At 61.9% G+C, this 22,084-nt stretch carries 20 protein-coding genes, 1 tRNA gene and 3 pseudogenes; 12 read left to right on the top strand and 12 right to left on the bottom strand.

Annotated elements, in window-relative coordinates:
• Positions 1–56: 56 nt before the first annotated feature.
• The 3 genes from ACZXDY_RS15690 (at position 57) to ACZXDY_RS15680 (ending at position 6,403) form a co-directional block, all read left to right on the top strand.
• Complete coding sequence (locus ACZXDY_RS15690) at positions 57–1,274, top strand: efflux RND transporter periplasmic adaptor subunit (protein ID WP_464346097.1); 1,218 nt, start codon at positions 57–59, stop codon at positions 1,272–1,274.
• Positions 1,267–4,503 (top strand): efflux RND transporter permease subunit, encoded by a 3,237-nt coding sequence (locus ACZXDY_RS15685; protein WP_464346096.1) that lies wholly within the window; start codon positions 1,267–1,269, stop codon positions 4,501–4,503. The genes ACZXDY_RS15690 and ACZXDY_RS15685 overlap by 8 nt, the downstream gene beginning before the upstream one ends.
• Before the next feature lie 61 nt (positions 4,504–4,564).
• On the top strand, positions 4,565–6,403 hold the full coding sequence (locus ACZXDY_RS15680; protein WP_464346095.1) for an alkaline phosphatase family protein: 1,839 nt from the start codon (positions 4,565–4,567) through the stop codon (positions 6,401–6,403).
• A gap of 35 nt (positions 6,404–6,438) precedes the next feature.
• Here ACZXDY_RS15680 and ACZXDY_RS15675 read toward each other — a convergent pair whose 3' ends face one another.
• A complete protein-coding gene (locus ACZXDY_RS15675) occupies positions 6,439–7,011 on the bottom strand; it encodes a hypothetical protein (protein ID WP_464346094.1) in 573 nt (190 codons plus the stop codon).
• A gap of 390 nt (positions 7,012–7,401) precedes the next feature.
• Here ACZXDY_RS15675 and ACZXDY_RS15670 point away from each other — a divergent pair, with 390 nt between their 5' ends.
• The 3 genes from ACZXDY_RS15670 (at position 7,402) to ACZXDY_RS15660 (ending at position 10,353) form a co-directional block, all read left to right on the top strand.
• Complete coding sequence (locus ACZXDY_RS15670; protein ID WP_130228757.1) at positions 7,402–8,061, top strand: peroxiredoxin; 660 nt, start codon at positions 7,402–7,404, stop codon at positions 8,059–8,061.
• Between the two features lie 267 nt (positions 8,062–8,328).
• Entirely contained in the window at positions 8,329–9,897 is a 1,569-nt protein-coding gene (locus ACZXDY_RS15665) for an adenylate/guanylate cyclase domain-containing protein (RefSeq protein WP_464346093.1), read from the top strand.
• A 165-nt stretch (positions 9,898–10,062) separates the two neighbouring features.
• On the top strand, positions 10,063–10,353 hold the full coding sequence (locus tag ACZXDY_RS15660; RefSeq protein WP_464346092.1) for a histone: 291 nt from the start codon (positions 10,063–10,065) through the stop codon (positions 10,351–10,353).
• Between the two features lie 795 nt (positions 10,354–11,148).
• Here ACZXDY_RS15660 and ACZXDY_RS15655 read toward each other — a convergent pair.
• Positions 11,149–11,592: a hypothetical protein gene (locus tag ACZXDY_RS15655; protein ID WP_028164026.1), complete on the bottom strand. Its 444-nt coding sequence runs from the start codon at positions 11,590–11,592 to the stop codon at positions 11,149–11,151.
• A 223-nt stretch (positions 11,593–11,815) separates the two neighbouring features.
• On the opposite strand from ACZXDY_RS15655, the gene ACZXDY_RS15650 reads away from it, so the two are divergent.
• From ACZXDY_RS15650 to ACZXDY_RS15640, 3 genes are all read left to right on the top strand, one after another.
• Positions 11,816–12,085, top strand: coding sequence for a hypothetical protein (locus ACZXDY_RS15650; RefSeq protein ID WP_464346091.1), 270 nt, complete (start codon positions 11,816–11,818; stop codon positions 12,083–12,085).
• Positions 12,086–12,181: 96 nt separating this feature from the next.
• A tRNA-Arg gene (locus tag ACZXDY_RS15645) sits at positions 12,182–12,258 on the top strand.
• 922 nt (positions 12,259–13,180) lie between these two features.
• Positions 13,181–13,321, top strand: a complete 141-nt coding sequence (locus ACZXDY_RS15640) for a hypothetical protein (RefSeq protein WP_464346090.1) — start codon at positions 13,181–13,183, stop codon at positions 13,319–13,321.
• A gap of 41 nt (positions 13,322–13,362) precedes the next feature.
• On the opposite strand, the gene ACZXDY_RS15635 is transcribed toward ACZXDY_RS15640, so the two are convergent.
• The gene (locus ACZXDY_RS15635; RefSeq protein WP_464346089.1) at positions 13,363–14,001 is read right to left on the bottom strand and encodes a hypothetical protein; all 639 of its coding nucleotides are present in this window, start codon (positions 13,999–14,001) and stop codon (positions 13,363–13,365) included.
• A gap of 251 nt (positions 14,002–14,252) precedes the next feature.
• On the opposite strand from ACZXDY_RS15635, the pseudogene ACZXDY_RS15630 reads away from it, so the two are divergent.
• A pseudogene (locus ACZXDY_RS15630) lies at positions 14,253–14,558 on the top strand (SOS response-associated peptidase); the annotation flags it as partial.
• Positions 14,559–14,592: 34 nt separating this feature from the next.
• On the opposite strand, the gene ACZXDY_RS15625 reads toward ACZXDY_RS15630, so the two are convergent.
• The 4 genes and pseudogenes from ACZXDY_RS15625 to ACZXDY_RS15610 form a co-directional block, all read right to left on the bottom strand.
• Complete coding sequence (locus tag ACZXDY_RS15625; protein ID WP_028164031.1) at positions 14,593–14,820, bottom strand: hypothetical protein; 228 nt, start codon at positions 14,818–14,820, stop codon at positions 14,593–14,595.
• A 614-nt stretch (positions 14,821–15,434) separates the two neighbouring features.
• Positions 15,435–15,683, bottom strand: a complete 249-nt coding sequence (locus tag ACZXDY_RS15620) for a hypothetical protein (protein ID WP_028164032.1) — start codon at positions 15,681–15,683, stop codon at positions 15,435–15,437.
• A 629-nt stretch (positions 15,684–16,312) separates the two neighbouring features.
• Positions 16,313–16,414, bottom strand: a pseudogene (locus ACZXDY_RS15615) (DUF3606 domain-containing protein); the annotation flags it as partial.
• Between the two features lie 455 nt (positions 16,415–16,869).
• Positions 16,870–17,358, bottom strand: coding sequence for a hypothetical protein (locus tag ACZXDY_RS15610; RefSeq protein WP_464346088.1), 489 nt, complete (start codon positions 17,356–17,358; stop codon positions 16,870–16,872).
• A 645-nt stretch (positions 17,359–18,003) separates the two neighbouring features.
• Here ACZXDY_RS15610 and ACZXDY_RS15605 point away from each other — a divergent pair.
• Positions 18,004–18,267, top strand: coding sequence for a hypothetical protein (locus ACZXDY_RS15605; RefSeq protein WP_028164034.1), 264 nt, complete (start codon positions 18,004–18,006; stop codon positions 18,265–18,267).
• Positions 18,268–18,680: 413 nt separating this feature from the next.
• On the opposite strand, the gene ACZXDY_RS15600 is transcribed toward ACZXDY_RS15605, so the two are convergent.
• Both ACZXDY_RS15600 and ACZXDY_RS15595 read right to left on the bottom strand, forming a co-directional pair.
• Positions 18,681–18,893, bottom strand: a complete 213-nt coding sequence (locus ACZXDY_RS15600) for a hypothetical protein (RefSeq protein WP_155255183.1) — start codon at positions 18,891–18,893, stop codon at positions 18,681–18,683.
• Between the two features lie 69 nt (positions 18,894–18,962).
• On the bottom strand, positions 18,963–19,373 hold the full coding sequence (locus tag ACZXDY_RS15595; RefSeq protein WP_464346087.1) for a hypothetical protein: 411 nt from the start codon (positions 19,371–19,373) through the stop codon (positions 18,963–18,965).
• Positions 19,374–19,581: 208 nt separating this feature from the next.
• Between ACZXDY_RS15595 and ACZXDY_RS15590 the strand changes: the two genes are divergently transcribed.
• The gene (locus ACZXDY_RS15590) at positions 19,582–19,815 is read left to right on the top strand and encodes a hypothetical protein (protein ID WP_028164036.1); all 234 of its coding nucleotides are present in this window, start codon (positions 19,582–19,584) and stop codon (positions 19,813–19,815) included.
• Positions 19,816–20,028: 213 nt separating this feature from the next.
• Here ACZXDY_RS15590 and ACZXDY_RS15585 read toward each other — a convergent pair whose 3' ends face one another.
• The 3 genes and pseudogenes from ACZXDY_RS15585 to ACZXDY_RS15575 all read right to left on the bottom strand — a co-directional run bounded on the left by ACZXDY_RS15585 (position 20,029) and on the right by ACZXDY_RS15575 (position 22,078).
• Positions 20,029–20,847, bottom strand: coding sequence for a pentapeptide repeat-containing protein (locus ACZXDY_RS15585; RefSeq protein WP_464346086.1), 819 nt, complete (start codon positions 20,845–20,847; stop codon positions 20,029–20,031).
• Positions 20,848–21,010: 163 nt separating this feature from the next.
• Positions 21,011–21,481, bottom strand: a pseudogene (locus ACZXDY_RS15580) (PaaI family thioesterase).
• Positions 21,482–21,499: 18 nt separating this feature from the next.
• Positions 21,500–22,078, bottom strand: a complete 579-nt coding sequence (locus tag ACZXDY_RS15575) for a bifunctional transcriptional activator/DNA repair enzyme AdaA (RefSeq protein WP_464346085.1) — start codon at positions 22,076–22,078, stop codon at positions 21,500–21,502.
• Between the last annotated feature and the right edge of the window lie 6 nt (positions 22,079–22,084).

Below are 22,084 nucleotides of genomic sequence, written 5' to 3'. Positions count from 1 at the left end.
CGCATGGTTATGGCAGCAGCGCCGGGCCCGGACCCGCGCGCGGCGGGAAGGCATATATGAGACGGATTCTTCTTTTCGTTGCCGGCATCATCGTCGGCAGCGGCCTGGGCATCACGGTTTGGTCGCATTGGCCGCTGTCGGGAACGCCAGCGCAACAGGAAGCGGCGACGACCGGGACAGCAAAAGCCGAAAGCGAGGATCACGGCACCGAGCGCATCGTGCTGAGCGAGGAGCAGATCAGCGATGCCGGCATCGGGCTGGCACCGGTTGCGGGCGGTACGCTCAGACGCCATTTCCTGGCGCCAGGCTCGCTTATTCCCGACGCCGACCACGTCGGCCGCGTCTCCGTACGCGTGCTGGCAACGGTCGGCGAACTGCGCAAGCGCCTCGGCGACAGTGTCGAAAAAGGTGAGATCGTCGCCGTCATCGAAAGCCGCGAAGTGGCGGACGCCAAGAGCGAATACCTCGCCGCGCGGCTGACCAACGATCTGCAGCAGACCCTCTACAACAGACAAAAAAGCTTGGCCGAAAGCCGGGCCATGTCGGAAAACGAATTCCTGCGGACCCAGCTCGCCGCCAACGACGCTAGGATCAAGCTCGACGGCGCCAGGCAAAAGCTGTTCGCGCTGGGTCTGTCCGAACAGGAGATCGCCGATCTTCCGAACCAGCCGCCGGAAAGCCTGCGCCAGCAATATTTACGTGCGCCGATCTCGGGCCGGGTCTCGGAGCGGCGCGTCGACCTCGGCGGGCTGATCGGCCGCGAGGGCCAGGAAAGCGAACTGTTCGTCATCGTCAATCTCGACGATATCTGGGTCGATCTCGCGGTCTCCCCGGAAGACATCGCCGCCGTGCGCGAGGGCGGTCTGGTCACGATCCGCGCCATCGGTAGCGACGACGAAGCGGTCGCGCGAGTGATCTTTGTCAGCCCCCTGCTCGATCGCGAGACCCGCAATGCTCGCGTGATCGCGACGCTGCCGAACCGGGATCACCGGTGGAGGCCCGGCACTTTCGTCACCGCCGAAGTGCCGCTCGGCGGCGAGCCCTCCAAGGTGATCGTCTCGAAGAAAGCGCTGCAGACCGTCAAGGGCAACGCCACGATATTCGTCCGTGACGCGGAAGGGTTTGAGGCGCGACAGGTGCGTACAGGTCGCGAGGATGATGACGACGTCGAGATCGTGAGCGGCCTTGCTCCGGGAGAGACGATCGCCGTCGCCAACACGTTCACGCTCAAAGCTGAACTGGAAACGGCCGAAGCGGAGCATGGCCATGATTGAGGCGATCATCGGCTTCTCCGTTCACCGCCGCTGGGTGGTCGTTGCGCTCTGCGCCGTCGTCATGGCGCTCGGCGGCTTTGCGTTGACGAGGGTATCGATCGACGCGGTGCCCGACATCACCAACAAGCAGGTGCAGATCAACACCGCGGCCCACGCGCTGTCGCCGCTCGAGATCGAGAAGCAGGTCACCTTTCCCGTCGAGACGGCGCTCGCCGGCGCGCCCGGCCTCGAGAGCACCCGCTCGCTGTCGCGCAACGGCTTTTCACAGGTGACCGCGGTCTTCAGCGAATCGACCGATATCTACTTCGCGCGCCAGCAGGTCACCGAACGCCTCGCCGAGGTTCGCGCGCGCCTGCCGCAAGGCATCGAGCCGCGGATCGGTCCGACCTCGACCGGGCTCGGCGAGATCTACATGTGGACCGTCCGCTTCGCCGACAAACCGGTCGGAGCCGACGGCGCGCCGGGCCTGCAGCGCGACGGCAGCTTCGTCACGAGCGACGGGGCACGGCTCAAGAGCGACATCGAGAAGAACGCCTATTTGCGCACGGTACAGGACTGGATCATCCGGCCGCAGATCAAGACTGTTCCGGGCGTCGCCGGCGTCGATACGATCGGCGGCTATCTCAAGCAGTACCAGGTCCATCCGGATGCGGCGAAGCTGATCGCCCTCGGCTTGACCTTTGCCGATGTTGCGAACGCGATCGAGGCCAACAATGTCAGCCGCGGCGCGCGCTATATCGAAAAGAACGGCGAGGGATTCGTCGTGCGCTCCGGCGGTCGCATCGAGAACATGGAGGAACTCGGCACCATCGTCGTCACTACGCGCGGCGGCGTTCCGGTGCGGATCCGCGATATCGCCACCGTCACGATCGGCGGCGAAAGCCGGACCGGCAGTGCCAGCGAGAACGGCCACGAGGTGGTGGTCGGCACGGCGCTGATGCTGATCGGCGCCAACAGCCGCACCGTGTCGTCGGCGGTCGATGCGCGACTGCGCGAGATCGCGCCGACACTGCCGCCGGGTGTCGAGGTCAAGACCGTGCTCGACCGCACCCAACTGGTCGATGCCACCGTCAGAACGGTTGCGACCAATCTGAGCGAGGGTGCGCTGCTGGTCGTCACGGTGCTGTTTGTCCTGTTGGGCAATTTTCGCGCAGCGCTGATCACCGCGCTGGTGATCCCGGTGGCGATGCTGATGACTGCCATCGGCATGTGGCAGGGCCGCATCAGCGCCAATCTGATGAGCTTGGGCGCACTCGATTTCGGCCTGATCGTCGATGGCGCCGTCATCATCACCGAGAACAGCCTGCGCCATCTGGCGGAGCGGCAGCGCGACCTTGGGCGTCCCCTCTCCCGCGACGAGCGGCTGGCCACCGTGCGCGCCTCCGCGGTCGAGATGATCCGCCCGAGCCTCTACGGGCAGGCCATCATCCTCCTGGTTTACGTGCCGCTCCTCACCTTCACCGGCATCGAAGGCAAGATGTTCACGCCGATGGCCGTGACCGTGATCCTGGCATTGGCATCGGCATTCGTTCTGTCGCTGACGCTCGTTCCCGCCGCGATTGCCATTGCCGTCACGGGACGCGTACAGGAGCATGAAAGCAGGCTCGTCAGCGCCTTGAAGCACCTGTACCGGCCGCTGTTGCGCTATGCGATTGCCGCCCCGCTGCCCGTCATCGCAACGGCTGCGGTGCTGTTTGCGGTCGCACTCGCTGGCTTCGCGCGCCTCGGGCAGGAGTTCATCCCGTCGCTGAACGAGAAGAACATCGCCATGCATGCGCTGCGGATTCCCAGCACCGCGCTGTCGCAATCGCAGGCGATGCAGCTTGCGGTCGAGAACGCCGTCAGCCGTTTGCCGCAGGTCGCCTTCGTCTTCTCCAAGACCGGAACGGCCGAGGTCGCGAGCGACCCGATGCCGCCGAACGCGTCCGACACCTTCATCATGCTCAAGCCGCGCGATCAATGGCCGGATCCGTCGATGACGAAGGAGGAACTGGTCGAGCAGATCGCAAGCTCCGTCAATCGCGTGCCCGGAAACGTCTATGAATTCACCCAGCCTATCCAGATGCGCTTCAACGAGCTTCTGGCCGGCGTTCGCGGCGACGTCGCCGTCAAGGTGTTCGGCGACGAGTTCGAGCCGATGCTGAAAGCGGCCAACGAAGTGGCCTCGGTCCTGCGCTCGGTGCATGGAGCGACCGACGTGAAGGTGGAGCAGGCCGGCGGCCTTCCTGTCCTCGACATCAAGGTCGACCGCGCCGCGATCGCCCGTCGCGGTCTGAGCGCAGCGGCGGTGCAGGATGTGATCGGCGCCGCGGTCGGCGGCCAGGACGCAGGCGTCGTGTTCGAGGGCGACCGCCGGTTCGACATCGTCGTAAGGCTGCCGGAAGCGTTGCGATCCGACCTCGAGGCGCTCGGCAACCTTCCCGTGGCGCTGCCGAAGGCAACGCCCAACGCCCCGGTCCAGAGCCTGCCACTCAATCGATTGGCGCGCTTCTCCTTCACCGAGGGGCCGAACCAGATCAGCCGCGAGAACGGCAAGCGCCGCATCGTCATCACCGCCAACGTGCGCGGCCGTGACCTCGGCTCGGTGGTCGCGGAAGCCCAGGCCAAGGTCGGCCAGCAGGTCAAGCTGCCGCCAGGCTACTGGACGAGCTGGGGCGGACAGTTCGAGAATCTGGCCGCGGCCCGGCAGAGGCTCGGCATCGTCGTGCCGGCGTGCTTTGCATTGATCTTCCTCTTGCTGCTGGCGGCCACGGGATCGGCGCGCGATGCGCTGGTGGTGTTCAGCGCCGTGCCGCTCGCACTCACCGGCGGCATCGCCGCGCTCTGGCTTCGCGGCATGCCGTTCTCGATCTCAGCGGCGGTCGGCTTCATCGCGCTGTCCGGCGTCGCCGTGCTGAACGGCCTTGTGATGCTGAGCCTGGTCCGCAAGCTCCATGAGGACGGCATGCCGCTGCGGCAGGCCATCGAGAATGGCGCCCTCACCCGGCTTCGCCCGGTCGTGATGACCGCACTCGTGGCGGCGCTTGGCTTCGTGCCGATGGCCTTCGCCACCGGCACGGGCGCGGAGGTGCAAAAGCCGCTGGCGACCGTCGTCATCGGCGGCCTGATTAGCGCAACACTGCTGACGCTGGCCGTCCTCCCGGCGCTCTACGCACGGTTCGGACGGCGCGTTGACAAACCTGTCGCAGAGCACGCACAGGAGCCCGCCTGTAACAATTCTGTCATATAGCAAAACTAAACGGGTGCGACGATCGATCGCAGGATCGTCGCTTCTGATGGGGGAAATGAAGATGCGCCGCACAATAACATTGCTATCGGCAGGCTTGATCACACTCGCGGCCGGGGCCGCATCGGCCCAGAACAGCACGCCACGTAACGTGATCCTGTTCATCCCCGACGGCCTGCGCTCGCGCATCGTCACTCCGCAGACGGCGCCGGCGATGGCCGATATCCGCGACAAGGGCGTCAACTTCAAGAACTCGCATTCGCTGTTTCCGACCTTCACCATGGCCAACAGCTCGGCGATGTCGACCGGCCACTATCTCGGCGACACCGGTACCTTCAGCAACACCATCTACACCGGCTATTCTTCGGCCCCCGCAGGCGACACCGTTGTGCCCTTCATCGAGAATGACGCGGTGCTGGCCGACATCGACGATCACTTCAACGGCGACTATCTGAACGAAGAGACCATCCTGAAGATGGCGCGCGAGAAGGGTTTCAGCACAGCCGCCATCGGCAAGGTCGGCCCGACGCTGCTGTTCGACCACACCGATCGCGGCAAGCACACCATCATCTTCGACGATTCCACCGGCGGCAAGAATGGCGTTCCCGTATCCGAGGAGGTGAAGGATGCGCTCACCAAAGCCAACCTGCCCCTGACGACGCCAAGCCGCGGCGACAATGGCAAGGCCGGCGACGCCAAGACACCCGGCACCACGGTCGCCAATGTCGCCCAGCAGGCCTATTTCGCGGACGTCGCCACCAAGGTGGTGCTGCCGATGTTCAAGGCGCGCAACAAGCCGTTTGTCCTGGTGTTCTGGTCGCGCGACCCGGATGGCAGCCAGCACAACACCGGCGACAGCCTCAACACGATCACGCCCGGGATCAACGGGCCGACCTCGATGGCCGCGATCAAGAACGCCGACGACAACCTCGCGCAGTTGCGCAAGGCGCTCGACGAGCTCGGGCTCGCCGCCTCCACCAACATCATCGTCTCCGCCGACCATGGCTTCTCAACGATCTCGAAGGAGAGCAAGACCAGCCCCGCGGCCAAAATCTCCTACGACGACACACCGAAGGATTTCCTGCCGATGGGGTTCCTGGCGATCGATCTGGCCAAGGCGCTGGACCTGCCGCTGTTCGATCCTAACGACAAGAACGCCCGCGTCGCAGACAACGCCCATCCCAAGGCCGGCAACGGCGTGCTCGGCCAGGACCCCGCCAAGCCCGACGTCGTCGTGGCCACCAATGGCGGGTCGGACCTGATCTATCTGCCGAACCGGGATAAGAAGCTCACTGGGCGCATCATCAAGGCGCTGCTGGAGCAGGACTATGTCAGCGGCCTGTTCGTCGATGACCGGCTCGGGCGCTTCCCCGGCACGTTGCCGATCTCCCAGCTCAACCTGCGTGGCAAGGCGGCGACGCCGACGCCGTCGATCGTAGTCAATTTCCGTTCCTGGTCGTCGGGCTGCGAAGAGCCGACCAATTGCTCGGTCCAGGTCGCCGACACGGTCCTGCGCCAGGGCCAGGGCATGCACGGCAGCTTCAGCCGGGGCGACACGCTGAACTTCATGGCGGCGATCGGACCCGACTTCAAATCCGGCTATGTCGATCCCCTTCCCGTCAGCAACGCCGACGTCGGCATGACCATCGCCAAGCTCCTAGACCTCCGCGCCAGCGCCAATGGCGGGCTGCTGGGCCGGGTGATGTCGGAAGCGATCCCGAACGGCATCGTCCCGAAGATGGCCGACGGCACCGTCACCTCGAAGCCGGACACCAACGGGCTACGCACCGTCATCAAGTTCCAGCGCGTGCTGTCGACCCGCTATTTCGACGTCGCCGGTTTTCCGGGGCGGACGCTGGGCCTCGAGGTCGAGAGCGGCAAACAGAAAACGGCGGGGAAATAGCCCCGCCGTTGATCCTCTTCTCGCTGTCGGGCGATTTACATCAACCCGATATCGAGCACATTCGGGAGCTGCACCAGCGGCAGCGCCGCGGCGCCGACCAGCGTGGCGACCATCGCGGCGAGCGCGTGGCTGGTGCGGCGCTTGCCACGCATCTGGCTCGCGATCCACTCCAGCACCTTGATGTCGATATTGCCGGCGTGCGTGGGCGCCCAGCTCTCGATGTCGGTGTCCGGCGACAGCGCGACCGTGCGCGGCGGCACCGGCAGGCCGGACATCGAAGCGGCGTGATGGGCGACCGCCTTGGCCAAGAGGTCGTCGAAACGACCATCATCGCTGCGCTCGGCCGCGGCTTCGTTGATCTCGAACAGCGCCGCGACCTCCTCCCGGCTCACCGGCTGGTGCGCCACGGCGGAGGCGGTGAGGATGCGCGCGCACCAGGCGGCGTCATCGGCATCGAGCGCTCGGGAAAAATGGATACGGCCCTTGGTGGTGGGGCCTTCGCCGGTGATCACGCCATCGCGTACGATGGTCAGCGCATGGGCGGCGGTCTTACGGCAGGACGGTTGCAGGGCGACCACTTCGGTCGCCTCGATACTAGGGGCAGACATAGCGAGACTTCTCAGTTCCTCATTTCAGTCCAGCATTTCCATGCCGGCGTAAACGACTGGTTACCGATTCGAAACCGGGGTTTCGACATTTGTACATAGTTGCCAATTGGTCGCTGTGACCGCGGTCACGGTTCGAGCCCATTAGCAGATCGGACCCCGCAGATGGGGACCATAAAAGGCAATTCCACGGCAATCCGTGCTCTTGCGGGCATTATGGGTTTTTTCGCCGCAGGCAGGCCGATCAAAAGAAGTTGCTCGAAGTTCCGTCACAAAAGAGAATGATTTCACCTTTTAGCTACAGTGGTTCACTTAAGCCCTTGCAGCGCCTATAGTCGCGTGCACACCGGCACAGAAAATTCTTTAGCCACTTCAATAGCATGAGGCAACACCATGACACTTCCCATTGGCGCGACCGCCCCCGATTTCGAAGCCGAAACCACCGAGGGCAAAATTAAATTCCATGACTGGATCGGCAATAGCTGGGCGCTTTTGTTCTCGCATCCCAAGGACTTCACCCCGGTCTGCACCACCGAGCTCGGCGCGCTTGCCAGGCTGAAACCGGAATTCGACAAGCGCGGCGTCAAGCTGATGGGCCTTTCCGTCGACCCGGTCGACCGCCATGCCAAATGGTCTGAAGACATCAAGGAGACCCAGGGTGCCGCGCCGAACTACCCGATGATCGCCGACACCGACTTCAACGTCTCCAAGCTCTACGAGATGCTGCCCGCCTCGACCTCGGGCGATCCCCTCGTCCGGACGCCGGCGGACAACCAGACCGTCCGCAACGTGTTCATCATCGGCCCCGACAAGAAGATCAAGCTGGTGCTGGTCTATCCGATGACCACCGGCCGGAACTTCCAGGAGATCCTGCGCGTCATCGACTCCCTGCAGCTCACCGCCAAGCATCGCGTCGCGACGCCGGCCGACTGGAAGCAGGGCGAGGACGTCATCATCGCCGGCTCCGTCAGCGACGACGAAGCCAAGACGATCTATCCGAAGGGCTGGAAGGCGCCGAAGCCTTATATCCGCATCGTCGAGCAGCCGAAGTAACGCCTCGCGCCATCGATATCCGACCATCATGCCCGGCCTTGTGCCGGGCATGATGGAGCCGTTCCGAACTGCATTTTGTCCCTCCGGACTGCCCTCTCCGCCTAAGCCAGGGCCGCCACCAACTGCCGGCACCCCGCCCCTCATCCGCCGCGGCAAGTCGCTCCAGTTACGCATCAATTTGAAGAAAGCTGCTCCGTTGCCGCGCTTTACAGGCGGTGGTTGCGATGGAAGTTTAGCCTGCGCACGGGCAGGAATCGGATCATCGCGATGGACAGCAATCCCAGACAAATACGCTCCGCGGCACTGACGGGCTTCCTGATTGCACTGCTGCTCGCTGCCCTTCCGGTCGCGGTGTGGCTCGATCTGACCAATCTTGCGGAAGTCGCGCTCCGGCGGCAGGCCAATGATCTCAATTCGCTCGTCTCTAGCGTCCGCTCCTATTACGCCTCGAACGTCGTCGGGCGGATATTGTCCCATCCCGGCCAGACCCAGGTGGTCCACAACTACGAGACCATCCCGGGCGCGATCCCGATCCCGGCGACGCTGTCGCTCGAGCTCGGCAAGGTCATCAGCGAGCAGCAGCAGAACATCACCTACCGCTTCGTCTCGGACTTCCCGTTCAAGAACCGGGCACCGCACCAGCTCGACGAGTTCGAGAGAGCTTCGCTGCAGAGCCTGCGCACCAACCCGGACCAGAAGATCGTCGACACGACGACATCGCTGTTCAGCGACCGCGTCCGGCTGGTCGCCCCGGTCATCATGGGGCCGGCCTGCGTCAGTTGCCACAACTCGCATCCCGAAAGCCCCAAGACCGACTGGAAGGTCGGCGACGTCCGCGGCATCCAGGAGGTCGCGATCACGCAGCCGATCGCGGCGAACCTGTTCTCCTTCAAATATCTGCTCGCCTACCTGGCGCTCGCCAGCATCAGCGGCCTCTCCTTCCTGACGATGCAGCGCCGCCAGGCCCGGCAGATCCGGGCCATGAACCGCGAGCTCGAATCCAACAACGATTTCCTCGCCACGCTGTCGCTGAAAATATCCCGCTACATCCCGCCGCAGATCTACAAGAGCATCTTCAGCGGCCAGAAGGACGTCACCATCCACACCGAACGGAAGAAACTGACGATCTTCTTCTCGGACATCCAGAATTTCACCGCCACCACCGAGCGGCTGCAGCCGGAGCAGATCACCCAACTGCTCAACGAGTATTTCACCGAGATGTCCGAGATCGCCCACCAGCATGGCGGCACGATCGACAAGTTCATCGGCGACGCCATGCTGATCTTCTTTGGCGACCCCGAAACCAAGGGCGACCGGGCGGACGCCGAGGCCTGCGTCCAGATGGCCTGGAAGATGCAGCGCCGCCTTTTGGAGCTGAACGCCAAGTGGCGCGCCGCCGGCATCGAACAGCCCTTCAAGTCGCGCATGGGCATCAATTCCGGCTACTGCAATGTCGGCAATTTCGGCAGCGTGGACCGGATGGACTATACGATCATCGGCGCCGAAGCCAATCTGGCGGCGCGGCTGCAATCGATCGCCGAGCCCGGAGGCATCGTGGTCAGCTATGAGACCTTCGCGTTGGCGAGGGACATCATCCAGGCCCACCCGCTGCCCGCGATCACCATGAAGGGCATCAGCCGCGAGGTGATCCCCTATTCCATCGACAACGTGCTGGACGACGCCGCCAAAGGCGACGTCATCGTCGAGCGGACGGCTGGGCTGGATTTCTACCTTGATCCATCCGTGCTCGATCCGCAGGGCATCGACCGGATCAAGGCGATCCTGAGCGATGCACTGGCAGCGCTCGACCGCAAGCGCGCCACGCCCGCGCAGTAGCGAAGACGGGACGACAATCGAAGCGCCGGTCGCTGGCATCTGTCCCTGAGAGCAATCGCGCTTGCCGACTGCGCCGAACTGCGCAGTGCGCAAATGACGACATCGATTTGACGCTTTCAAGAATCCGGCTATCGTTGTGCTCTCGTTCAACTGTTGGGGGATGACATGGACGACGACAAGCCCGTAATCGAAGAGGTCACCAACACGCTCGGCGCCGCCGCAACGGCCACCATCGAAGCCGCCACGACAGCCGCGAAGAAGGTGCGAGGGGCTGCCAAGAAAGTGGCGAAAAAGGTAGCCGCAGCCAAGGAGAAGAGACCGACGAAGACCAAGAAGGCCGGCAAGAAGGCCGCCAAGAAGTCGGCAAAGAAAGCCAAAAAGGCGCCGAAGAAAACGTCCAAGAAAGCCACCAAGAAAACCTCCAAGAAAAAGAAGGCCAAGAAGTCGAAGCGCTGAGCAAAGCCGCGGCCCTCGCCCGGCGAACGCCGGGACGACGAGGGGCGAGGTTCTGATTCAAATTTCAAACAGCGTGAGGATGTGCGTTCGCGCTCTCGCGGCATGAAGTGCCCGAGCTTTGCGTCTCGTTTCACCCTCTCAATCATCAGAGGGCGCAGGGAAAGCCGGGTGCTGGTTGCACCCGTGGGTCCCGTGCAACAAAAAGCACGGGGGTAGGACCACAGGTTCAACCGAAGCATTCCGGCTTTCCCTGCGCGGTGGTGTTACGGTTTCCTTCGTGCTCTCCTCGGTGACCGGGCTTTCTTGCCACCGTCGCCCTTAGGGATGTTTCCATCCCTTAAGGACTTAGCGCCAGCGTCGGGGCGCCAGGACCACACGACTTCGCCGTCCGTGATGCGCGTGCTCGTCAGTCACACACTTCACGTCCACCGCATCTCACCGCAACGTTCGTGACGATCGCGAGCCGCCCCTCTTTCGGGTGAGACGCGCGGAGTTAAATCACTGATTTGCCCGACGACGGAAGCGGAATGTTTTTTCGGTGAGGACTGGACGGCGCAAATCAGGTTGAAATCGCTTGCGAATTTTTCTCCACCGTCATTCCGGGACGCGCCTCTTGGCGCGAGCTATGATGTGCAATTGCACATCAGAGAATCCATTGCGCCACATGCACGAGCGGACAGATGGATTCCGGGCTCGATGCTTCGCATCGCCCCGGAATAACGGAGGGGGTGGGAATTGGCCCCCGGAATGACGAGGGAAATTGCGGTGAGGCGAATGACTGAAACCGGCCCGCCCCTACCACTCTTCCGGGCAGGGATCGACGATCTTCCAGAGCTCAACGCCGTTCTTGATCTTCTTCATTTCGGTGGTCAGCCCACCGTTGCGGCGGATCCAGTCCTTCACCGTCTGCGGGTAATAGGACATCAGGTCGGAGGTGCCATCGAGGCTCGTGACCTTGATGCCGAAGGTGAAGGCCTTGTCGTAATAGGCCTGGTGGAAACCGACGCTCGCCCTGGGCGTGACGCAGATCTTGTTCATCGGCACGATGCCGAACACCAGCGTGCAGGCGGAATTGCAGATACCGTCGATGATGACGCGATCGCCGCGATCGCGGATGCGCTTGTACTTGGCCTTGTACTCGTCGACGTAGCCGCCATGGTCGCGCGTGATGTGCAGGACGGCACGCGCCGGCGCCATCGCGAGAGCAAGGAACAACAGGGCGAGAAGCGTGATGCGCATGAACAATGTGACAGTCGCCTTGGTCGCCTCAAACAAAGCCGGCTGCGGGCCCCGGACCAGACCCCAAAACTCTGGCCGGACTGTGTTGGGAAACCGTTAAGCATCCAGAATGGGCCAAAAATTGACGTGATGTGGCCGATTTCCCGCAGTTTTTCCCTCCAAACCGCGCTAAATGAAAGGCCGGATCGGCCAGAATCGCCCCGGCTGGCCCTGGAGACGCACAATGCCCAGACTGAAGTTTTTCGCCGCCGCAGCGGTTCTCGCCGCCATGGCCGCCGCCCCAAGCGTGGCCGACGCCCGCCATTACCGCCATCATCACCACCACCGGCACTACGCCGGGCACCTGCCCTATCAGATCAGCTACCTCCACAATTACGGCCCAGGGCCGACGTCCGGTACGTTCGCCTATTACGACGGTCCGGCGACGGTAAAATGCCGCCAGAGCGCCTCCGCCTATATCGGCCAGGACGGCCGCCGGCATCCCTGCTTCTAAAAGCGTCACCGGGCGGGACCGCGTGCGCGGCGCACCCTTCCCGCCATCCCCCGCTGGCCGTTCCGGCCCAACTCTGATAATCGACGCAAACGGCACGCGCTCGTAGCTCAGCTGGATAGAGCATCGGATTTCGATTCCGAGGGTCGGGAGTTCGAATCTCTCCGAGCGCGCCAATTCCACTGTCCAGCCCGGACGCATGATCGCGCCGTCCATCGGCGCAACCAAGCCAAGATGACGGAAGTCGCGCGCAAGGCATGGCACGCGTTCGTCAAGCTGCGATTTTGGTCTTCGCTCTGACGACGGTCACCCCGCCCGCGCAGGCCTGCAATGGCGGGGGAAATTGCACGGAGGCCCACGAGAACGCTCCCGGTCAGAACAAACACGTCGGCGGAGCGCCCGGGCCGATCGCTGGCGCAGGCCTTCCGATCCTTGCGGTTGGCTACGGCGTCTATTGGCTGATCAGGCGCCGCCGTAGGTAGGCCAACGGGCATCTGGCGACGATTGAAGCGGTCGCTTCTTCAAGCGCGCGATCGTGCGCGGCCGGCGGTGCATGCACGAGAGCGGCACCTCCGTGAAGATCACGCCGGCTGGGGCTGAACTGTTCGCCTAAGCGTTAAGACCGGCTATGAGACCGCAACTGCCGTGGCGGACTGATGAAGATGCCTTTCGCGGCGTTTCTACTTCAGCGGCCTTAATTGTGACGACTCCTTTAGCCCCCGCACTGCGCTGCCGGGGGCTTTTTTTGGCTGCGCCCCCGCTGTTCGGTGCAAAAGTGCACAGACTTCCCTACCCAAGGGGGCTTGGATTGGCCACGTAACCTCCCGGTGGATCCGTGTCGACTCCTCGGCCCGACGGTTCGCCGAGAGGAAGCGCAGCCCCGGCGTGCTCCCCTACGCCGGTCGCGTCGGGGCAGCGTTCCCGCCCACCATTTGCAATCCAACAGCTCCGGAACGATCGATGACGCCACGCGAAAAGCGCGATATGCCTTACATCGTCGGGCTCGCCTGTTTGGCGACGGCCCTGATGGTCGCACTCGCTGCGTTCTGGCGATAGATCGTGCTGGAACGGTGCTAGGCGTTGTGTGTTCGAGGGGGGATGAACGACGATCGCAGCCCGCTGCTGACCCTGATCTCCTCCATCATACGCAAAAAAACGATGCGGCCTGAGGGAAGTCACCCGGATGGCGACCACAAGGACATCATTTCAATATCGCTGGGATCCGTGCGGGCGCATTGAGCGCGTCCGGCTGCTGCGAAGGAGCTGTCCGGACGAGTCTGTCAGCCGGTCAGTCGTTTGATAAGCCGCTCGTTGAGTTGGCCGTCCGCGAACAGCACGCCCCAATAGCTGACCCTCGACAGCTCGACGGCCAGCAGCTCGGCCTCGATCGGCACCCCAAAGTATTCGGCTTTGGTGACGTTTTGCCATGTCGTCTCGATCACGCGGCCATGACGATCGATGCACCACGCGTGATGAATAGGGCTGCCGCCGCTCTCGTGGTCTACCGCGTAACCCTCGACGTAGGTCAGGTTGTCGTCGATGAGCGCGAGGCCGGCCGCATTTCGGAAGCACCAGCCGAGCGCACCGCGCGCCGCACTGTACTTCTTCGGCAGCGCACGCCCTCTATAGGCGGTGCCGTGTTCGAGCAGGAAGCGCTCGAACCGGCCGCCGTTCGCGGCGCCGGTTTGGAGGAAGTGCTCCAGCGGCACTATTATTGGGCGTCGATCGTTGTAGGCGGGGCCATGTTCTAGCAGAAAGCGCTCCAACTGGCCGCCCTTCGCAACGCAGGTGCGAAAGAAGTGCTTCAATGGCACTATTATTAGGCGTCGATCGTTGTAGGCGGGGCCATGTTCTAGCAGAAAGCGCTCCAACGGGCCGCCCTTCGCAATGAAGGTGCGAAAGAAGTGCTTCAACGGCACTATCGGGCGTCGATTGAGCATCGCTATCAACGCACATGAGGGACTCTGGTTGCGGCGGTCGGTGCCACCTCATGAAGGGCCAGTACCGCAACCCTATCCGGATCGTAAGCTTCAATATCGGTGAGGGTTGATCCCGCGAGGCATTCGCAATCTCTCTCCCTGATGCCTATCTCCGGTGCATGCTTAACCGAAGTACATTCCCTGCATCCCAACGCGTGGGACGAGGATGCCTGACCGGCCGGAATGGATCCAATGACGAGCGACCACTCGCCGCGTTCGCCGGGATCTGAACCGAGTTCAAGGGCGGCCGCGGCACCAAGTCAAAACCAGTCCCCGGCCCTCATCTCGTGTATGGCTTCCTCACCACCAAGCCGAACGCGGCCGTCGCGCCGATCCATCCCAAAGCGATGCCAGTCATCCTGATGACGGACGAGGAGCGCGACGTCTGGCGGCGCGCACCCTGGGACGAAGCGAAGGCACTTCAGCGGCCGCTACCCGATGACGTCCTGAAGATCGTCATGCGCGGCCCCGACAAGGAAGATAAGCTCGCCGCATGAAATACACCGAGCGGGCAAGCCAAGCGCCGATGATTCATTTCCCGGCGATGGCTTTGGACAGAACATCGCACTGCTCGTCGAAGTCCAAATGCGGGTTTTGCCTTTTCACGACCTGTTCCAGTTCAAGCGCCGCGATAGCAAGCTCATCACCTAAACGCTTAAACAGCTCGCGTTGACGTGGATCCGTCGCCGACGTGCCGAGGTCGGCAAAGTGCTTCGCATCAGCTCGAAGTTGGTGCCACTTCCCGGTGAGGTCCTTCATGGCGCATGTCCTCGGTTTGGCGTCGTTCTTGGCGGTCGAGTGCGACGCGCACTGCAGAGCTTTCGCCTAGCGGCCGCATCCGACACCTTCTTTCGAAGGGCAAGCAGCTGAGCCCTTTCCTGTTCCAGCCTATCCATAACGATAATCACGATTTGAAAGTCCTCTTTAGAACCACCTTCGATTGGAAAATCCATTTACGCCTCCACTCGGGAAAAAGTAGCATCGCCTCACCCGAGCGGCGGTCCACTTACCTGTGTTAAGCCGAAGCGAGATTTATTCTGCTCTTGAACATAGACAGCCTATCTGAGCGAATCCGACGAGTCGGATTCCCGACAGATCAGAATGAACCTACCTGCGCTGATCTCCGCTTGAATGCTCGCAAATCGAGCCGGCGAGATTGACTAGATCGTCTTACCAGCGAAAAACTCCGGCGCTCGTGTGCGTTCCTCAGCCAGACCACCGGGAAAACGCGGCAACTTGCGGGGGAACGATGCCGCTCACCACGGCTTTAAAGTTAGATAATGTGCCCCCGGAGGTATTTGCCGATGACGAAAGGAAATGACGCCATGGATGCCGTTGAGCGTGGTTTCCTCGCTTGCGCGCTGGTCGGATTTTTAGTCTTGGCGACAGCCATTTGGCTGATGTAGGCTCTGGCGCCCAAAGAGCCGTTGCGGCCCGAAGTCAAGCGCCGTCGGCTCCATCAGCGATGCGATCGGTCTGCCGCTATGCGAAAGCGTGGCAAGTTCAGCGTCGGCAACAAGCTTTCGAAGCGAACGCAAGTCCGACATCATCAGCGCGAGCACCTTGTCATCTGACAGCAGTTGCTCGCGAACTGTTTTGGCAGTGCGTTTTGAATCGGCCATGTCCACCGCCCTCCTTTCGAAGAGAATCAAGGCCCGCGGTGCGCCTCCATGCGCGAAGAAACGGCCCCAGCATGGGGGCAAAGCTGGGACCGTTCCTCTCGGGACGTGAGACGGCTGTCACACCAGCATGCGATATCGAACTCGCTGACGAGCCACACCGATATGGCATGCGTCGCGTGAATGCCGCGGCACGCACATTCGGCCGACATTATAGCGCCTTCTTCAGAGCCTCAGTCGTGCTTGCGGCGGCGCTTAGCCAGCCAATAGACGCCATAGCCGATGGCCAGGACCGGAAGCCCAGCGCCAGCAACGGGCCCGGGGGCTCCGCTAACACGGTGACCCGGCGGGTCTCGACCAGGGGCGTTCTCGCAATTCCCCCCGCCGTTGCAGGCATTCGCGGGGAGGGCAACAATCGTCAGAGCAAGAGCAAAAACGGCGGCGGAAATGCCAGATACAATCTTCATCAGATCTTTCTCCTGCGCGCCAACTTTGTTCATATATAATTAAACAACCCATTTAAACATTAACTATTTTAATTTTTTAAGATATCTCACGGCGTGCGCCCCTTCGGCTCGTGAGGTCAGGGCGCGTTTTACGGACCAGGCACACTGAGCCGATAGCGTCAGCACCTAGCGGCCCAGCCGCTTCTCCGCCCGCTTCCGGCTGTTGCCGACCTTCTTGACCGTCTTCCGCACCATCGTGGCGGATCGGCCGGTCTTCTTCGCCTCGTACGCGGTGACCAGCGTCCGCATGCATCGGTTCGGAAGTAGACCTTGCCATACTCCAATATTCGGTCGTTCGACCTGTAGGGCACAGACGACACCTCGACTTCGCAGACTATTTTCGTGATGCTCAATTCATCGAGCGCCGCGCCGATGGTCAAGTTGAGATGCTTCGAGACATCGGGACTCCGGAGTCGCTCATCCGAGCTATGCCCGCCCTGCAGTCAATAGCCGGCTGGGCAAGGAGATTGTTCCGCGTCGCCTCGCGTCCGTTCTGAAAGTTCACAGCTACCGCAAGATCGCAGTCCATCGCAGGTTATCCGGCCAGAGCGCCCCACGGGCTGCAACATCATAGCGCCACAGCGAAACAATAGTGCCCATTTTTCATCGGCCGCGGCGCGCCACTTCGGTGCAAGACTGTCGGCACTCCATGCAAGGCGCTGACGCCGCAGCGCCCGCCGCTACTAGTGCGCGACTCGTGCTGCGCTTGGCGCCGTTTGGATGAGCCCTAATAGCGCCACCACGGCCCCCGCAACGTAAACGATCGTCCCAACGTAAATCGGCCCGAGGTGGCTTACCCAGTCGTAGTTGAAGTGCCCCATGTAGTGCATTGGCAACGCCACGGCCAATGCCACGACCGGCACAACCACGCCTGTTATCCACGCCCACCACAAGCCATTGCGGACGCCGTACCAAGCCAAGCCACCGACAGCGATCGCCGTGGCGGCGATGAACCCCGCAATGGCCACGTGAAGGTGCGCGATGTAGGCCATGATCGCCGGATTGAGCCCATCGAGTTGCTGCGGCGTAACGCCGTTCAACGTCTCGACACCGATCTCGAACCCGCTCCCCCCGAAGGCCCGAAAAAAGAACACGACGGCGTACAAGAGAAATATCAGAGCCCCAAACACCATGAGGTGTGCGCCATTGCGCAAGGATTGCTCTCTGGACATTGTTTCCTCCCTGGTCTCGACGACATTGCGCTGGATGACCACGGATGAGCATGAGGATTACCATGCTGCCAGATTGGTCGGAAGCCGAAACGCGTCGAGAGCGGCACCGGCGCACAATCTCGGATTTGACTCGTACACGCGCGCCAACTGATGCCGCCGAAAGATGAGAATGAGGGAACTATGGCACCGATCCAGCTCGAAGGTGCCCGACGGCGGCGACCAAGACGGCCGCTCCAGAAAGCGCAGCACGAAATCGCACGGTGTCGGATCACTGCCGGTTGTAGCGCGCGGCAGGCAACGGCGTCATAAAGGAACTGCGAAGCAATAGTGCCTATCTCCATCGGCGGCGGCACACCACTTCCGCACGACGTAACGCACTGATTTATTTGTTTTTTTCGTTTTTGCCCGTTTTGGCACCCCCGTGCAATCGACTGCGAGAAACGCGTAACTCAGCTCCCCGCAAAGTGCTGGCCAGGGTGCAGCTTGGATGCATTCGAATGCGCCGCAGGGTCGGCGGGCGCACACCCCTCTGCAGCTCCCCCGAGCAAAAATAGTAGCGAACTGTGCTCAACCGAACAGAGACTTAGCGTCGATTGGCTAGAGTCCCACGTCCGCGTAGCGTACAGGCCAGCGAGGACGTGAGCCATGAAGGACCTCAGCGGAAGATTGCACCAGCTTCGGGTGGACGCCAACAATTGTGCCGTCATGGCCATGTCGGCGACGGATCCGAACAAACGCGAGTTGCTTAAGCGTTTGGCGGACGAGCTTGCCATCGAGGCACTTGAGCTGGAGCAGGTCGTGAAAAGCCAAACCGGGCATGTGGGCTCCAACGAGCAGTACGATGCCTTCTCCAAGCCAGCGTTAGATCCCGCTATGCCGGTCCGGAGAAAGCCGCTCGCCGGCTCGTGAAGCGCGTGCGTGTAGTCGAGCGAAACAGACCGACCGCATTCACATCGAGAAAATCAACTACTCGTTTCTTTTTCAGGACAAGGCCAAGCCGCCCGGATACGGCGCCGGGTTTAAAGCTCGCGATCGAGCGCAGGCTTGTGGATGCACGAGAGCGGCACCTGCGTGAAGATCACGCCTGAAGCTGCCGAGATGCTTATTTGAAATCGCTGATCTGGCAGGAAGCTCTGCGGAAAGAAAGGTCCCAGCATCGGGGCCAAGCTGGGACCGTTCCTCTCCGGACGTGACAGGCGGCTGTTGCACGACTGTCCACTATCGAGGTCCCTAAAGGGTTCGATACCGGGACAGCATCCTCTCCACGTCGCGTGCATGCCGCATGTACGCCTCGCCGATATATGCCGCGTTCTTTCAGAACCTCAGTCGTGCTTGCGGCGGCGCTTAATCAGCCAATAGACGCCATAGCCGATGGCGAGCACCGGAAGACCAGCGCCAGCAATCGGCCCGGGGGCTCCGTTGATGTGGTGGGGGTGGTCTCCTCTATGGCGACCGCCTGAGGCATTTGCAGGCGGGACAATCATCGTCAGAGCGAGGACAAAAAACGCGGCGGAAATGCCAGATAAAATCTTCACTCGATTTCTCCTGCATTTTGACCAGGCCCAAATAATGGTAATAAATTCCTTATTTAAAATTTAAATAGTTTAATTATTAAGAATTTTTTCTCGCGCCCCGCCCAGCCGACGGTTCACCCCCGGCTTGGGGAAAACGGTCGTTACGTCAATAGCGCTGCATTTTTCCCGATCGGCGAAGCGATATCCTCTCATGTGGGCTTTCGGTGCATCATGCAATTCAGCCGCATCATCGGTCCGACGGAGGACTTCCAAGTTTGGAGCGCGATAAGCTGCGGGTTCTCGTTCGTGATCAGTAATGAGAGCCGAACCGGCCCCGGCCTTCACGGAGAGCCCGGCTTTGTTGCCTCCTGGCGTCCCATCGATCTGAACAGGCCTGCGATCAGAGTGGGCGGTTCGCCGTTCAAAACCTTCGCTGAAGCCGAGAATGCGTGTGAGGCGATGCTGAAGCACCTGACCGACGACAGGGCCGGATAGGAGCATGAGCACACCTGCGGCTGCGGCGCGGCCGGCCCGCCCTGCAACGTCCCGGCGCCTGGCAACGCACGTTGTGGAATATCCACTGGCGTCTCCATCACCGGTACTGTCCCTGGCGATCAGACGCGGTCAGCCTTGGAACACCAAAGGTTGGGGCGAGTTTACATACGGCCGTAGTCCAGGCGGGAGGCCCGAGACAAAGAAGGGCCGAACCATGACAACGTTCCGAACCGATCAAGTTGACGACGACAGGGTGAACATCAAGCGCGCCCCGAACACATTGGCCGGGTCGATCGCCCGGGTCGACGATCACTGGCGCGTCGAGATCATGTGGGGCGGCCCTGGCGGTGCCATTATCTACGAGGCGCCATCACTGCCCCGCGCGTTGGCGTTCATGGATGGGGTCGACGCGGCATTCGAACGGGTGATAATGCTCGGAGAGCGCTAGACCATATTATGCCGGAGACGGTGTGGGTTGCGCATCGCAACGGAACCATTGGCCCTCCGACGGCACGAATTCCAACGATGAGCTGCTGCTCGCGACACTCAAGGCGTTTTGCGAAATCTGAAATCGCGGCAGGTCGCACCTTCCACGATCGTGTTGGCGGCGATATGCGGATCGCTTCAGGCCGAAATGCCAGGTTGTGGCTCAGTGCGATCGCTAAGGTGGGCGCCGCGCCAGGTTGAAGTTCCGGGCCTTGTCCAGATTGCGCGCCTTTTCCAGCGCGGCTGCACTGGGCATAAGGGCCGAGGCGAGGTCTGCTTCGGTGAAATCGGCGCCGGCGAGATTGGCGTCGGACAAGTCAGCTCCCGCAAGGTCGGCGTGGTTGAGGTTACAATTCGCCAGATTGGCGTTCTGCAGCTGCGCGAATCCCAGATCGGCGCGCGAGAGATTGGCACCGCTCAGATCCGCATTCCTGAGATCGGCAGATTTGAGCACGCCACGCATCAGGCCCATCGATTGGTTGCGCATGTCAGCGCTCAAATCGGCGCCCGCAAGCGTGGCCCCAATCAAGTTGGCACCGGAAAGATCTGCGGTGATGCGAGCGCCGTTCAGATCGGCGCCGCCAAGCTTGGCGCGTTGCATCTGCGTGCCGAGCAGCGATGCCCCTACGAGAGACGCTTCCGTCAAATCCGCGTCGACGAGCCAGGCCTGGTTCAGGGTGGCCCGATCGAAGCGCGCGCGTTTCAGGCGAGTCCGGTTGAGCTTGACGAGGCGAAGATTGGCGCCGGAAAAGTCGAGGCCTGAGAGATCGAGATGCGACAGCCGCTTTCCTTGCAAATCCGCAGAGCGTTGGCCCGCGGCGTCCTCAGGCGCCATCTTGAGAAGCGCCTCGACCTCGGCGCGCGTCATCTCCGATGTCGACATTTCGGGACTGTTGAGGTCGACGCTGCGCAGCATGTCCTGCGACACGGCGTCGATGGGATCGACCAGCAGCGCCGTCATCGACACAAGAGCAAATGCGAGACGAAACAGCATCGCTGTCGCTCCGCTCCAGTAACCCGCTATTGTCTCTTGCATCAAGGTGAAGCGTCAAGTCACGGTCCTGGTGACTGGAGGGAGCAAACAGGCCGCGAGATCATAGGGCTGCGGCGAAGCAATAGTGCCAATCTTTATCGGCCGTAGCGCGCCATCGTCGGGTTCAACTCGGCAAGATGAGGCACGTGGTTGTGCCATGAGCGAGCAATCGGCCCTTCACGTCAGTGACACGTCCTTCGGCCGTGCCGATGCGGCGTCCACAATTCTAAACCGTTCCTTCGGCCCTGATCTGGCCTGTTTCCGGCGTGATGGGACGCACAAGAGAAATCTTGAACTCGAGCGTTGTCTGGGCTACGCCCATATCCAGCATCGATTGGACGGCGAGCCCCATACAGCTATCAAGCAGCGTCGCCGTGAGACCACCATGGACCGTGCCGGCTGGATTCAAGTGGGCGCCAGTTGGGATCAGCGTCACGACAACGCGACCGCGTGTCGCTTCGGTGACATCGTATCGCAAGGTTTGCGCCAAGGTGTTGAGAGGAATCGTGCCACTCGCAAGGCCCTGCACGAACTCCAATCCACTCATCGCTTTCTGTGTCTCGGCATCCACCGTCCCGAACGTCTTGGTCAGCATCATATCGCTCCGTCTCGCTCAGCTCGTTTTCGTTCTTGGCGACGTGTTCTTGCGCAACGCCGATGGTGACCGGCCATAGATCCGGCTGAAAGATGCGCTCATGCGCCTTGCGCTCGAAAACCCGGCACGCTTGGCGATGAGAGGAATTGGAAGATCGCTTTCATCGAGGAGACGCTTTGCACGTTGAACACGAAGCGAAAGCGCGACTTGCAGGGGCGATGCATCGAGGTGCTCGGCAAACAGGCGCGCGAGGTGCCGGGCCCCTACTCCGAGACGATCGGCCAATGCTTCGATATTGCTCCGATCAAGCGCACCGTTTTCGATGAGGGCCAGTGCACGCTCGACAGTCGTCCTGGTCCCCTTCCAGGCCGGGCAGAATGGAGCGGCCTCCGGACGGCAGCGGAGGCAAGGTCGAAAACCCGCGTGTTCTGCGGCAGCGGCGCTGCGATAAAACCTCACATTCCGCGAGAGCGGCGTTCGCACCGGGCAGACGGGCCGGCAATACACCCCCGTCGTCTTCACCGCCACAAACACCAGCCCGTCCCACGCCGGATCGCGGCGCCGAAATGCTTCATACTGTGCGGCGAAGTCGAGCATGCGATT

The organism is Bradyrhizobium sp. LeoB3 (assembly GCF_055456055.1).
Note: the sequence above shows the minus strand (reverse complement) of the source record. Positions and strands in the feature narration are given on the sequence as shown.

What these genes read in the sequence shown, in the direction of transcription:
- ACZXDY_RS15640 (WP_464346090.1), top strand. Translation starts at nt 13,181, where the DNA reads ATGAACGACGATCGCAGCCCGCTGCTGACCCTGATCTCCTCCATCATA.
- ACZXDY_RS15690 (WP_464346097.1), top strand. Translation starts at nt 57, where the DNA reads ATGAGACGGATTCTTCTTTTCGTTGCCGGCATCATCGTCGGCAGCGGC.
- ACZXDY_RS15660 (WP_464346092.1), top strand. Translation starts at nt 10,063, where the DNA reads ATGGACGACGACAAGCCCGTAATCGAAGAGGTCACCAACACGCTCGGC.
- ACZXDY_RS15620 (WP_028164032.1), bottom strand. Translation starts at nt 15,683, where the DNA reads ATGGCCGATTCAAAACGCACTGCCAAAACAGTTCGCGAGCAACTGCTG.
- ACZXDY_RS15625 (WP_028164031.1), bottom strand. Translation starts at nt 14,820, where the DNA reads ATGAAGGACCTCACCGGGAAGTGGCACCAACTTCGAGCTGATGCGAAG.
- ACZXDY_RS15575 (WP_464346085.1), bottom strand. Translation starts at nt 22,078, where the DNA reads ATGCTCGACTTCGCCGCACAGTATGAAGCATTTCGGCGCCGCGATCCG.
- ACZXDY_RS15675 (WP_464346094.1), bottom strand. Translation starts at nt 7,011, where the DNA reads ATGTCTGCCCCTAGTATCGAGGCGACCGAAGTGGTCGCCCTGCAACCG.
- ACZXDY_RS15685 (WP_464346096.1), top strand. Translation starts at nt 1,267, where the DNA reads ATGATTGAGGCGATCATCGGCTTCTCCGTTCACCGCCGCTGGGTGGTC.
- ACZXDY_RS15650 (WP_464346091.1), top strand. Translation starts at nt 11,816, where the DNA reads ATGCCCAGACTGAAGTTTTTCGCCGCCGCAGCGGTTCTCGCCGCCATG.
- ACZXDY_RS15670 (WP_130228757.1), top strand. Translation starts at nt 7,402, where the DNA reads ATGACACTTCCCATTGGCGCGACCGCCCCCGATTTCGAAGCCGAAACC.
- ACZXDY_RS15610 (WP_464346088.1), bottom strand. Translation starts at nt 17,358, where the DNA reads ATGTCCAGAGAGCAATCCTTGCGCAATGGCGCACACCTCATGGTGTTT.
- ACZXDY_RS15590 (WP_028164036.1), top strand. Translation starts at nt 19,582, where the DNA reads ATGACAACGTTCCGAACCGATCAAGTTGACGACGACAGGGTGAACATC.
- ACZXDY_RS15665 (WP_464346093.1), top strand. Translation starts at nt 8,329, where the DNA reads ATGGACAGCAATCCCAGACAAATACGCTCCGCGGCACTGACGGGCTTC.
- ACZXDY_RS15585 (WP_464346086.1), bottom strand. Translation starts at nt 20,847, where the DNA reads ATGCTGTTTCGTCTCGCATTTGCTCTTGTGTCGATGACGGCGCTGCTG.
- ACZXDY_RS15595 (WP_464346087.1), bottom strand. Translation starts at nt 19,373, where the DNA reads ATGCTCCTATCCGGCCCTGTCGTCGGTCAGGTGCTTCAGCATCGCCTC.
- ACZXDY_RS15680 (WP_464346095.1), top strand. Translation starts at nt 4,565, where the DNA reads ATGCGCCGCACAATAACATTGCTATCGGCAGGCTTGATCACACTCGCG.
- ACZXDY_RS15655 (WP_028164026.1), bottom strand. Translation starts at nt 11,592, where the DNA reads ATGCGCATCACGCTTCTCGCCCTGTTGTTCCTTGCTCTCGCGATGGCG.
- ACZXDY_RS15605 (WP_028164034.1), top strand. Translation starts at nt 18,004, where the DNA reads ATGAAGGACCTCAGCGGAAGATTGCACCAGCTTCGGGTGGACGCCAAC.